The sequence below is a fragment of the Bradyrhizobium sp. 482_C4_N1_8 genome, assembly GCF_052075965.1.
In the GTDB taxonomy this organism is placed as follows: Bacteria; Pseudomonadota; Alphaproteobacteria; order Rhizobiales; family Xanthobacteraceae; genus Bradyrhizobium; species Bradyrhizobium barranii.
On record NZ_CP197231.1, the window covers coordinates 588769 to 600918 of the forward strand.

The following is a 12150-nucleotide window of genomic DNA, read 5'->3' on the forward strand; positions in this document are numbered from 1 at the left end:
TGCTCCTCTCAGGCCGCGTGGATCGTGCGCCACACCCGGTCCGGGGTTGCGGGCATTTCCAGATTGTTCTTGCCGATCGCATCCGTGATCGCGTTGATCACGGCCGCAGAGGCGCCGATCGCGCCGGCCTCACCGCAGCCCTTGATGCCCAGGGGATTGCCCGGGCACAGCGTCGTGGTGTGGGAGAGGTTGAACGAGGGCAGGTCGTCGGCGCGCGGCATGGAGTAGTCCATGAACGAGGCCGTGACGGGCTGGCCGTTGGCATCGTAGATGGCGTGCTCGAGCAGCGCCTGCCCGATGCCCTGGGCAAGGCCGCCATGGACCTGTCCCTCGACGATCATCGGGTTGATCAGCCGGCCGAAATCGTCGGCCGCGACGAAGTTGACGAAGGAGGTCTTGCCGGTGCCGGGATCGACCTCGAGCTCGCAGATGTAGGCGCCGGCCGGGAAGGTGAAGTTGGTCGGATCGTAGAAGGCGCTTTCCTTCAGGCCCGGCTCCATCCCGTCAGGCAGATTGTGCGCGGTGTAGGCCGCGAGCGCGACCATCGGGAAGGCGATCGCCTTGTCCGTGCCGGCCACCTTGAACTCGCCGTTCTCGATGACGATGTCGCCCTCGGACGCTTCGAGCGCATGCGCCGCGATCTTCTTGGCCTTGGACTCCATCTTCTCCATGGCCTTCAGGATCGCGGTGAGACCGACGGCCGCCGAGCGCGAGCCGTAGGTGCCCATGCCGAACTGCACCTTGTCGGTGTCGCCATGGACGATCGAGACCTGGCTGATGGGAACGCCCAAGCGTTCCGCAACGAGCTGGCAGAACGTGGTCTCGTGACCCTGGCCGTGGCTGTGCGAGCCCGTCAGGATCTCGATGGTGCCGACCGGGTTGACCCGCACTTCGGCGGATTCCCACAGACCAACGCCGGCGCCGAGGCTACCGACGGCCTTCGACGGCGCGATGCCGCAGGCCTCGATGTAGCAGGACACGCCGATGCCGCGCAGCTTGCCGTCCGCCTTCGCCTTGGCCTTGCGGGCTGCGAAGCCGGCATAGTCGATCGCCTTCATCGCGGCATCGAGCGAGGCATTAAAATCACCGGTGTCATAGGCCATGATCACAGGCGTCTGGTGCGGGAACTGGGTGATGAAGTTGCTCCGGCGCAGTGCTGCCGGATCGACCTTGAGCTGCCGCGCCGCCGTCTCCATCAGCCGCTCGATCAAATAGCTCGCCTCGGGGCGGCCTGCGCCGCGATAGGCGTCGACCGGCGTGGTGTTGGTGTAGACCCCGACCACCTCGGCATGGATCGCCGGGATGTTGTACTGGCCCGACAGCAGCGTCGCGTAGAGATAGGTCGGGACCGACGAGGAGAACAGCGACATGTAGGCGCCGAAATTGGCGTAGGTCTTCACCTTCAAGCCGGTGATCTTGTTGTTGGCATCGAACGCCATTTCGGCATGGGTCACATGGTCACGGCCATGCGCATCGGTGAGGAAGGCCTCGGTGCGGTCGCCGGTCCATTTTACTGGACGGCCGACCTTCTTCGAGGCCCACAGCGCCACCATCTCCTCGGGATAGATGAAGATTTTTGAGCCGAAGCCGCCGCCGACGTCGGGGGCGATCACGCGCAGCTTGTGCTCGGGGGCGATGTTGTAGAACGCCGAGAGCACGAGGCGGGCGACGTGCGGGTTCTGCGAGGTCGTATAGAGCGTGAAGTGCTCTTCCGCCGCGTCATAGTCGGCGATCGCCGCGCGCGGCTCCATCGCGTTCGGGGCGAGGCGGTTGTTGGTGACGTCGAGCTTGACCACATTGGCGGCCTTGGCGAAGGCGGCATCCGTCGCGCCCTCGTCGCCGATCACCCAGTCATAGACCTGGTTGCCGGGGGCTTCGGGGTGAAGCTGGGCTGCGCCGGCCTTGATCGCGGCATGGATATCGGCGACTGCCGGCAGCTCTTCATAATCCACGACCACGGCTTCGGCCGCGTCGCGCGCGAGGTTCTTGCTGTCGGCGATCACGACCGCGACGGCCTGACCGACGAAGCGCACGGTTTCCGGCGCCATCGCCGGCCATGCGCCCATCTTCATCGGGCTGCCGTCCTTGGAGGTGATGGCCCAGCCGCAGATGAGATTGCCGACCTTGTCGTCGACGATCTGCTGTCCCGTGAGCACGGCGACCACGCCCGGCATGTTGAGCGCGGCGGATGAATCGATCTTCTTCACCTTGGCATGCGCATGCGGGCTTCTGATGAAATGGGCATGGGTCATGCCCTGCAATTTGATGTCGTCGACGTAACGGCCTTTGCCGGTAATGAAACGCTTGTCTTCCTTGCGCACGACGCGCGCGCCGATGCCTTCAACACCCATGTCTGGTCCTCCCGACCGGAAGTTTCTTTGACTGCGCTTTCCCTCGAAAGCGGCAGCGGTGGTTCTTTATTCGAGGCGCGCCGATTTACTCGGCCGCCTGCGAGACCTTCATGCGCCCGGCTGCGTCCAGCACGGCCTTGACGATGTTGTGGTAGCCGGTGCAGCGGCAGATATTGCCTTCGAGCTCTTGGCGCACGGTGGGCTCGTCGAGCTGGCCGCCATGGCGGTGCACGATGTCGATCGCCGACATGATCATGCCCGGCGTGCAATAGCCGCATTGCAGGCCGTGATTGTCGCGGAAGGCGGCCTGCATCGGATGCAGCTCATCGCCCTTGGCGATGCCTTCGATGGTGGTGACGCTGGCGCCGTCGGCCTGGCCGGCCAGCATGGTGCAGGATTTCACCGCCTTGCCGTCCACGTGTACGACGCAGGCGCCGCACTGGCTGGTGTCGCAGCCGACATGGGTCCCGGTGAGGTTGAGGTGATCCCGCAGGAGTTGGACCAGCAGCGTGCGGTCCTCGACGTCGACGGCAACGGCCTTGCCGTTCACCGTCAGTTTGACTGTAGACACGGAATATACCTCCCCGGATTGATTTTGATTGTTTCTAATTAGAGACCGCCGCCCCCTGACATTGCAACTAGGATTTTGGTCACGCCGGTCATGGAAAAGTTATCGATCCTGACGAGCGGGCAATGACTTGGGCCGGCGAAGCGGGTCGACCGCCGCAAAATGGTCGGCCCATGTGGGATGCCAGCCGTCATCCCATCCGGTCGGCTTTTGGCCGACAAAGCCGGAAATTGCGCAGGTGCGGCGAATTTACCGCCCTTTATCCATTCTGCCCTAGTTTTGCGCATCCGGCGGGGCGCCTCCGGATCACGGCTGAATAGAAAATGGGGGTTGGAATGTCCGGGCGTATCGCGTCGCCGTCGAAGCGTACAATATTTCCGACCCTCCGGTTCCGCGCCAAGATCATCCTCGGCTTCGCCGCGGTGCTGGTGATCTCCGCCGGCAGCATGGCTTTCTCTTATTTCGGTTTCGAGCGGGTCTCGGCCGGGGTCGGGTCCTACCGCAGCAGCGTCACCGAGGCCGATCTCGCCCGCAACATCGACCGCGAGCTGCTCGCCTACCGCTCGGCAGTCCGTTATTTCGTCGTCACCGGCAAGGAGGACGATGCCAAGGCAGCGCTGGACGCCGAGACCGGCCTGAAGAGCGCCATCGACCAGGCGGTCAAGAGTGCCCAGAAGCCGGCGCGGCAGGAGGGCCTCAACAAGCTCGCCAAGGAATTCTCCAACTTCTCCGCAACCTTCGCAAAGGTCCTCCAGGCCAAGCGCGACAGCGCGCTGCTGGTGCAGAACCAGCTGACGCGCCAAGCCAATCTCCTGAAATACAAGCTTGACGATATCGGCAACAATGCCTCCGATTCCGAGGCGCAGTCGATCGAGTTCGGCACCAAGCAGGTCAACGCCCAGTTCCAGACCGCGAGCGCGGCGGCGACCAATTTCGTGCTGACGTCCGACCAGGCGATCGCGACCAGCGCGCTGGCGCGGCTGAAATTCGTCGAGAATTCGCTCGGCGCGGTCTATTCCATGGACGACAAGATCGTCGCCGGCCTGAAGGACGCCAAGACCATCCTCGTGGCCTATCGCGAAGCGCTGGAGAAGCTGATCGCCAACGCCAAGATGGTGGATGAGCTCGTCACCGAGATGAGCGGTTCTGCCGGTGCGATCCTGCAAGGCGCCACCGCCATGAAGGCGGACCTCGTCGCCGAACAGCAGCGGCTGGATTCGGAGTCGGAAGCGACCATCGGACGGACCGAGCAACTGGTGCTGATGCTGGCCGTCGGCGGCACGCTGCTCGGCGCGATCCTCGCCTTTCTGCTCGGCACCGGCATCTCGCGTCCGATGATCGCGATGTGCAAGGCGATGCGCGAGCTCGCGTCGGGCAATTTCGACGTCGTGCTGCCGGGCCTCGGCCGCAGGGACGAGATCGGCGAGATGGCCGGCGCGGTCGAGGAATTCAAGGTTCAGGCCGTGGCCAAGGCCGAGCGCGACGCCGCCGCCAGCGAAGCCCAGAACAAGGAACTGGCCACCGCACGTCGTTCCGAGCTGATTCGCTTCGCCGATGACTTTGAAAGCGCGGTCGGTGCCATCGTGTCGAACGTGTCGGCTTCCGCTGTGCAGCTCGAATCGGCGGCGTCCACACTGACCCGAACCGCCGAAACCACGCAGACCCTGTCGAGCCAGGTCGCCGGTGTCTCCGAGCAGGCCTCGAGCAACATGCAGTCGGTCGCAACCGCGACGGAAGAGCTTTCGGCCTCCGTCGAGGAGATCGGCCGCCAGGTCCGCGATTCCAGCCGCATCGCGGAAGATGCGGTGGTTCAGGCCAAGGAAACCGACGGCCGGATCGGCAAGCTGTCGCACGCCGCCCAGCAGATCGGCGAGGTGGTCAAATTGATCACCGCGATCGCCGAGCAGACCAACCTTCTGGCGCTCAACGCCACCATCGAGGCGGCGCGTGCCGGCGAGGCCGGCCGCGGCTTTGCCGTGGTCGCCAGCGAAGTGAAGTCGCTGGCCAGCCAGACCGCGAAGGCCACCGACGAGATTTCCTCGCACATCGCGGGCATGCAGGGCGCGACGGCCGAGTCGGTCGCCGCGATCAAGGAGATCGGCGCCACCATCGGCAAGATTTCGTCGATCTCGACCTCGATCGCGAGCGCCGTGGAAGAGCAGGGCGCCGCGACGCAGGAGATTGCCCGCAGCGTCCAGACCGTCGCGCAGGGCACCCAGACCGCCGCCACCGACATCGGCCAGGTCAACCGTGGCGCCGCCGAAACCGGCTCGGCCTCGGAGGAGGTCCTGAATTCGGCCAAAACCCTGTCCAGCGAAAGCACCCGCCTGCGCGCCGAGCTCGACCGGTTCATGGGGAATATCCGGGCGGCATAAGGCTCGGCCGCGTCCGAAGCCGCTGCCGTCGCGTCACTCTCGGCTGTCGTCCCGCGAAGGCGCGTGAGCGCGGGGACGACAGCCGAGTGCGCATCTCCCCGCGTCACCTAACCGCAAGTTGCGACGCCATAAATTTACCGCCGCTTATCCTTTGCACTCTACCGTGCTCACGAGTCAGGAAGCGGGCTGCTTCCGGGCTGCGCCTGGTTTTCCGCGAATGGAATGGGGTGGGGAATGCCCGTCAAGTCGACGCCGAACACATCGAAGCTCTTCACCCTGCGTTTTCGTGCAAAAATCATCCTCGGCTTCGTGGCGGTGCTGGCCATCCTCGCCGTCAGCATGGCTTTCGCCTATTTCGGCTTCGAGCGGATCCAGGCCGCCGTCGCCTCCTACCGGGCCAGCGTGTCGGAAGCGGACCTCGCGCGGACCGTGGACCGCGAGCTGATCGCCTATCAGGGACTGGCGCGGGCCTATACGCTAACGGGCGCGACCGATGACGAGACCGCGGCCAAGGCCGCCGAAGAGAATCTGAAGGGCGCGATCGCCAAGTCGGTGGCGGCCACGACCGGCGCGGCGCGCCGCGAGCAGGTCGGCAAGCTCGAGGCCGAATTCCAGCGCTTCACCAAGGTGTTCGGTGAGATCATCACGTTGACCCGCGAGAACAACAAGATCGCCGCCGACGAGCTCAACAGCGTCGGCAACAAGATCCGCTTCAAGTTCGACGATCTCGCCGATACGGCCGCGCTGGCGGGCCTGAACTCGGTTCAGACCACCGCCAAGGACGTCACCTCGCAATATCTCGCGGTCTCCACCTCGGTCAGCGCCTTCGTCGCCAAGCCGGAGCCGAAGACCGCCGACGGCGTGATCGCCCGCATCAAGTTTTTGGAGACCCTGCTGGTCTCGATCTATGCCAATGACCAGAAGATCACCGACCGCGTCACCGAGATCGGCAACCTGCTGAAGCAGTACCGCACCTCTTTCTCGAAGCTGACCGAGAACGTGAAGATCATCGTCAAGTTGAACGGCGAGATGACCAAGACGGCGGCGGGCATTCTCAAGCTCTCGGCCGAGTTGCGGTCCGATCTGACCTCGGATCAGCAGCGCATCGAAGCGAGCGCCAACTCCACCATCACCGAGACCGAACGGCTGATGCTGATGATGGCGCTCGGCGGCCTCGCCATTGGCGCCGTGCTGGCCCTGATGCTCGGCAACGGCATCTCGCGTCCGATGATCGCGATGTGCAAGGCGATGCGCGAGCTTGCGTCCGGCAATTTCGACGTCGTGCTGCCGGGCCTGGGCCGCAAGGACGAGATCGGCGAGATGGCTGGCGCGGTCGAGGAATTCAAGGTTCAGGCTGTCGCGAAAGCCGAGCGCGACGCCGCCGCCAGCGAAGCCCAGAACCGCGAGCAGGCCGCAAGCCGCCGCTCCGAGCTGATTCGCTTTGCCGACGATTTCGAGAGCGCCGTCGGCGCCATCGTCTCCAACGTCTCGGCCTCGGCCGTGCAGCTGGAATCGGCGGCCTCCACGCTGACCCGCACCGCCGAGACCACGCAGAGCCTGTCGAGCCAGGTCGCCGGTGTCTCCGAGCAGGCCTCCAGCAACATGCAGTCGGTGGCAACCGCGACGGAAGAGCTCTCGGCCTCCGTCGAGGAGATCGGCCGCCAGGTGCGCGACTCCAGTCGTATTGCGGAAGCTGCCGTGGTGCAGGCGAAGGAAACCGACGGCCGCATCGGAAAACTCTCCCATGCCGCGCAGCAGATCGGCGAAGTGGTCAAGCTGATCACGGCGATCGCCGAGCAGACCAATCTTCTTGCGCTCAACGCCACCATCGAGGCGGCGCGCGCTGGCGAGGCCGGCCGCGGCTTCGCCGTGGTCGCCAGCGAAGTGAAGTCGCTGGCGAGCCAGACCGCGAAGGCGACCGACGAAATCTCCTCCCACATTACGGGGATGCAGGGCGCGACCGCCGAGTCGGTCGCCGCGATCAAGGAGATCGGCGCGACCATCGGCCAGATCTCGTCGATCTCGACGTCGATTGCGAGCGCCGTCGAGCAGCAGGGCGCCGCGACGCAGGAAATCGCCCGCAGCGTCCAGACCGTTGCGCAGGGCACACAGACCGCAGCCACCGACATCGGTCAGGTCAATCGCGGCGCCGCCGAAACCGGTTCGGCCTCGGAAGAGGTGCTGAACTCGGCCAAGACGCTGTCATCCGAAAGCACGCGCCTGCGCGCCGAGCTCGATCGCTTTATGGGCAATATCAGGGCCGCGTAAGGCTCGCCGCGCGTCAGGCGCTTGGCGCTTGAAGACCTCGCTATCGCCTCATACTCCGCTGTCGTCCCGGACAAGCGCGCCCTTAGGCGCGCGCCGATCCGGGATCCATACTCCCAGCGGATAGTTGAGACGGACGGTGGTAACTCCAAGTCTTCGCCAAACCACTCCCTGTGGTTATGGTCCCGGATCTGCGCTTCGCTTGTCCGGGACGACGGGGGGTAAAGAGCGCGAGTCTCACTCCCTCCCGAACGTCCGCTTCAACTCCACCTTCGCGCGCTCCAGGTTTTGCGCGAATGTGTCGTCTTTCTGACGTGAGCCATGCGTCAACTCCCAGCGGCTCCATCGGAAACGGACGATCCCAAGCGCTGTTCCCGCGGGAACCCGCCTTTGCCGCAGGCGTTGTCGAGCGCTGTTCCCGCGGGAACCCGCCTTTGCCGCAGGCGTTGTCGCAGGTGGCAGGCGGAATGCCGCACCTCCATGATCGGAACGCCCCTGTCCACACCATGTGAACCGGGGCCGCTTCCATTGGTTAGACCCAGCAACGCGATGGAATTGCAGCAAAGCCCAGCGCTGAATTATGGACCTGCAGTCTCTGCGGCGGTCGCGGCTGACCGCATCATCGAGACCAGCATTCCCGCGCGGCTCGATGCGCTGCCGTGGAGCGGCTTTCATACCCGCGTCGTGCTGGCGCTCGGGATCACCTGGATCCTCGACGGGCTCGAGGTGACGCTGGCCGGCGCGCTCTCCGGCGCGTTGAAGCAGAGTCCGTCGCTGCAATTCTCCAATCTCGATCTCGGTATCGCCAATTCCGCGTATCTTGCCGGTGCGGTGCTCGGCGCGCTCGGCTTCGGCTGGCTCACCGACCGCATCGGCCGCAAGAAGCTGTTCTTCATCACACTGGCGCTTTATCTCTCCGCGACCGCCGCGACCGCCTTGTCGTGGAATGTCGCGAGTTACGCGCTGTTTCGTTTTCTCACCGGCGCCGGCATCGGCGGCGAATACACTGCGATCAACTCGACGATCCAGGAACTGGTGCCGGCGCGCTATCGCGGCTGGACCGACCTCGTCATCAACGGCAGTTTCTGGATCGGCGCGGCGATGGGCGCGGTGGCGGCCATCGTGCTGCTCGATCCCGCATTGATCGGTCCCGATCTCGGCTGGCGCCTCGCCTATCTCATCGGCGCGACCCTTGGCCTCGTCGTGCTGTTGATGCGGATGTGGATTCCGGAGAGCCCGCGCTGGCTGATGATCCACGGCCGGCCCGACCAGGCCCACGCCATCGTGGACGAGATCGAGCGCTCTGTGATCGGGCATGACCGGCATGCGAGCGATGGCCGCTTCACGAAAATACGCCTGAAGATGCGCGACCACACTCCGATCAGGGAGGTCGTGCACACGCTGTTCTTCGTCTATCGTCAGCGCTCCCTGGTCGGCCTCGTGCTGATGAGCGCGCAGGCGTTCTTCTACAACGCGATCTTCTTCACCTTCGCGCTGGTGCTGACCGACTTCTACGGCATCAGCGCCGAGCATGTCGGCTGGTATCTCCTGCCGTTCGCCGCCGGCAACTTCCTCGGGCCGCTGCTGCTCGGCCGCCTGTTCGACACGCTCGGCCGCCGCGTCATGATCACGTTTACCTACGGCGTATCGGGCGTGCTGCTGGCGCTCTCGGGCTATCTGTTCTCGATCGGCGCGCTGAGCGCGCAGGGGCAGACCATTGCCTGGATGGTGATCTTCTTCTTTGCCTCGCCCGCCGCGAGCGCGGCCTACCTGACCGTCAGCGAGACGTTCCCTCTGGAAGTGCGCGCGTTGGCGATTGCAGTGTTCTACGCGGTCGGCACCGGCATCGGCGGCGTGATCGGGCCCGCGCTGTTCGGCGCGCTGATCGACACGGGATCACGCACCAGCGTGTTCGCGGGCTATTTGCTGGGGGCCTTCCTGATGATCGTGGCTGCGATCGTGGCCTGGCGCTACGCCGTCGCCGCGGAACGCAAATCGCTCGAACAAATCGCGCGGCCGCTTGCCTTTATGGAGTAGACTATGAAATCGGAACTCGCGGAATTGGATCAGAAGCGCCCCATGGTTGACGAAGAAGCGCCCGACGCGGTGCCGGTGCCGCATGCGCTCGTGCCGCATCTGGGGGAGACCGCGATCCTGCTCGACATCGACGGCACGCTGCTCGACCTGATGCCGACGCCGCGCGAGGTGTGGGTGCCGCCGGGCCTGTCGGAAACGCTGAACCTGTTGACCGAGCGCACGTCCGGCGCGCTGGCGATGGTCAGCGGCCGTTCGCTCAACGACATCGACCTGATCTTCGCACCCGACGTGTTTCGCGCGGTCGCCGGTCACGGCGCGGAAATGCGCCTGTCGGTGGGCAATGAGGCCGACGACGTGCACGCGCCGCCGATGGACAAGGAGCTGAAGCGGCGCCTGGCTGCGATCGCCAAGCTCAGCCCCGGCATTCTGCTCGAGGACAAGGGCTATTCGCTGGCGCTGCATTATCGTCTCGCGCCGCATGCGGAGAAGGCGATCTTCGAAGCCGTCTCGCTGATCCGCGCCGATCTGCCCAATGCGCCGATCGAGGTGCTGCCCGGCAAGTTCGTTTGCGAGATCAAGCATTCCGGCTTCACCAAGGCCACCGGCGTGCGCGAATTGATGAAGCATGAGCCCTTCAAAGGGCGCCGTCCGATCTTCATTGGCGACGACGTTACCGATGAGACCGTGTTCGCGATCATGCCCGACATGAACGGGCTGTCCTTCTCGGTCGGTCGCCGCGCCATCGGCGTCAACGGCCATTTCGATGAGCCGAAGGATGTGCGCGCGTTCCTCGCGCGTCTGCTCGACGACACAAGGTTGGAATAAGGCACCGACACCTCGGGGCCACATTGTCGCTCGCGTGGTTCGCTTGCGCGCGCAATTCATGCTGGGCAACACAGTCACGAAAACTGACTTTGTTGAGCGAAACCGCCGGGTTCCCAGCAGAAAAACTGGTTCCAACGCATGTGCCTGATTTTGGTTTCATTTCGTACAAATGATGGACAGGAACCATATTGATGAACAGCAGTTAAACGGGTTGGAATGAAGGAGGGGACGACCTGTGAATTTAGTCGTCGTTTCAAATCGAGTTGCGCGCGGTAAACCCAACGAGCCGATGACGGGCGGCTTGGCTGCGGCATTGCTTCCCGTGGTGGAACATTCGGGTGCTATCTGGGTGGGTTCGTCGGGCCGTGTGCGCGACGGCCATCAGAAGGAACCGTTCGCCGAGATCGAAGCGCTTGGCTCGGGTGCGATTGCGACGCTGGATCTGCCGGCGGCGCACTACGGCGGCTATTACGAAGGCTTTGCCAATTCGGCGCTGTGGCCGGCGCTGCATTCGCGCAGCGATCTGATCCGCGTCTCGCGCGACGACTATGTCAGCTATCGCGAGGTCAACGCCTTCATGGCGCGCGCCTTGATGCGCTTCCGGAAAGCGAAAACGGCTTTCTGGGTGCAGGATTATCATTTCCTCGCGCTCGGCGCGGAGCTGCGCGATCTCGGCGTCGATGATCCGATCGGCTTCTTCCTGCACACGCCGTGGCCGGTCGCCGCGGTGATGCAGGGCGTGCCCAATCATCGCGAGCTGATCACGGCGATGCTGGCCTACGATCTGCTCGGCTTCCAGACCAATGAGGATTGCCAGAATTTCCTCGGCTATGTCGCGGGCGAACTCGGCCTCGCCGTCGAAGACGGCGTTGCGATCTCGCAGCATGGCCGTACGCGTTGCGAGGTCTTTCCGATCGGCATCGATGCGGAGAAGTTCGCAGCTTACGCCGCGAAGTCGGCCTCGCATCCTGACGTGTCGCGGCTGCGCCGCAGCCTCAACGGCGAGCGGCTCGCCATCGGCGTCGACCGGCTCGACTATTCCAAGGGTCTCGTCAATCGCATCAGCGCGTTCGACCGGCTCTGGACCGAGCATCCGCAGTTCGCGCGCAGCATCTCGCTGCTCCAGATCGCCAACCCCTCGCGCGGCGCGATCGAGGCCTATGGCAATCTCCAGAACGAGGTCGCGCGTCTCGTCACCGACGTCAACGGCCGCCACGGCGAGGTCGACTGGACGCCGATTCGCTACCTCAACAAGGGCTTCAGCCAGACCGTGCTCGCGGGTCTCTACCGCACCGCGCAGATCGGCGTGGTGACGCCGCTGCATGACGGCATGAACCTCGTCGCCAAGGAATATGTCGCCGCGCAGAACCCGGCCGATCCCGGCGTGCTGGTGCTGTCGAAGTTCGCCGGCGCCGCCAACGAGCTCGAAACGGCGCTGCTGGTCAATCCGCACGACATCGACGGCATGGCGCGCGCGATCGCGGTTGCGGCCGCGATGCCGCTCGCCGAGCGCAAGATGCGCTGGGACGCGATGATGAAGAAGCTGCGCGGCCACACCATCCAGCAATGGTCCGCCGACTTCGTCGCCGAGCTGGAGAAGTGCCGGACCGAAAAGGCCGTCGTCGCGCCGCTCGAGACCCAGCCGCCGCAGGCACTGCGCTGGCTGAAGTCGGCGATATCAGGTGTGCGGCTGATTTAAGCTCGCTTGCTCTCCCCGTTCTCGCGGGGA

The 12150-nt window shown here is 64.6% G+C and carries 7 protein-coding genes; 5 read left to right on the forward strand and 2 right to left on the reverse strand.

The window, feature by feature from the left end; genetic code table 11:
* Positions 1–8: 8 nt before the first annotated feature.
* On the reverse strand, positions 9–2351 hold the full coding sequence (locus tag AB7Z56_RS02775; protein WP_063980503.1) for a xanthine dehydrogenase family protein molybdopterin-binding subunit: 2343 nt from the start codon (positions 2349–2351) through the stop codon (positions 9–11).
* 85 nt (positions 2352–2436) lie between these two features.
* On the reverse strand, positions 2437–2922 hold the full coding sequence (locus AB7Z56_RS02780; RefSeq protein ID WP_063980504.1) for a (2Fe-2S)-binding protein: 486 nt from the start codon (positions 2920–2922) through the stop codon (positions 2437–2439).
* Positions 2923–3254: 332 nt separating this feature from the next.
* Between AB7Z56_RS02780 and AB7Z56_RS02785 the strand changes: the two genes are divergently transcribed.
* The 5 genes from AB7Z56_RS02785 to AB7Z56_RS02805 all read left to right on the forward strand — a co-directional run bounded on the left by AB7Z56_RS02785 (position 3255) and on the right by AB7Z56_RS02805 (position 12120).
* A complete protein-coding gene (locus tag AB7Z56_RS02785; protein WP_231143781.1) occupies positions 3255–5294 on the forward strand; it encodes a methyl-accepting chemotaxis protein in 2040 nt (679 codons plus the stop codon).
* Between the two features lie 234 nt (positions 5295–5528).
* The gene (locus AB7Z56_RS02790) at positions 5529–7562 is read left to right on the forward strand and encodes a methyl-accepting chemotaxis protein (RefSeq protein WP_063980506.1); all 2034 of its coding nucleotides are present in this window, start codon (positions 5529–5531) and stop codon (positions 7560–7562) included.
* A 546-nt stretch (positions 7563–8108) separates the two neighbouring features.
* Positions 8109–9596: an MFS transporter gene (locus tag AB7Z56_RS02795; protein WP_063980507.1), complete on the forward strand. Its 1488-nt coding sequence runs from the start codon at positions 8109–8111 to the stop codon at positions 9594–9596.
* Positions 9597–9599: 3 nt separating this feature from the next.
* Positions 9600–10421: a trehalose-phosphatase gene (gene otsB, locus AB7Z56_RS02800; protein ID WP_063980508.1), complete on the forward strand. Its 822-nt coding sequence runs from the start codon at positions 9600–9602 to the stop codon at positions 10419–10421.
* A gap of 235 nt (positions 10422–10656) precedes the next feature.
* Positions 10657–12120, forward strand: coding sequence for a trehalose-6-phosphate synthase (locus AB7Z56_RS02805; protein ID WP_028170078.1), 1464 nt, complete (start codon positions 10657–10659; stop codon positions 12118–12120).
* Positions 12121–12150: the final 30 nt, after the last annotated feature.

Coding starts and splice junctions, on each gene's coding strand:
- AB7Z56_RS02795 (WP_063980507.1), top strand. CDS start 8,109: ATGGAATTGCAGCAAAGCCCAGCGCTGAATTATGGACCTGCAGTCTCT.
- otsB (WP_063980508.1), top strand. CDS start 9,600: ATGAAATCGGAACTCGCGGAATTGGATCAGAAGCGCCCCATGGTTGAC.
- AB7Z56_RS02775 (WP_063980503.1), bottom strand. CDS start 2,351: ATGGGTGTTGAAGGCATCGGCGCGCGCGTCGTGCGCAAGGAAGACAAG.
- AB7Z56_RS02790 (WP_063980506.1), top strand. CDS start 5,529: ATGCCCGTCAAGTCGACGCCGAACACATCGAAGCTCTTCACCCTGCGT.
- AB7Z56_RS02785 (WP_231143781.1), top strand. CDS start 3,255: ATGTCCGGGCGTATCGCGTCGCCGTCGAAGCGTACAATATTTCCGACC.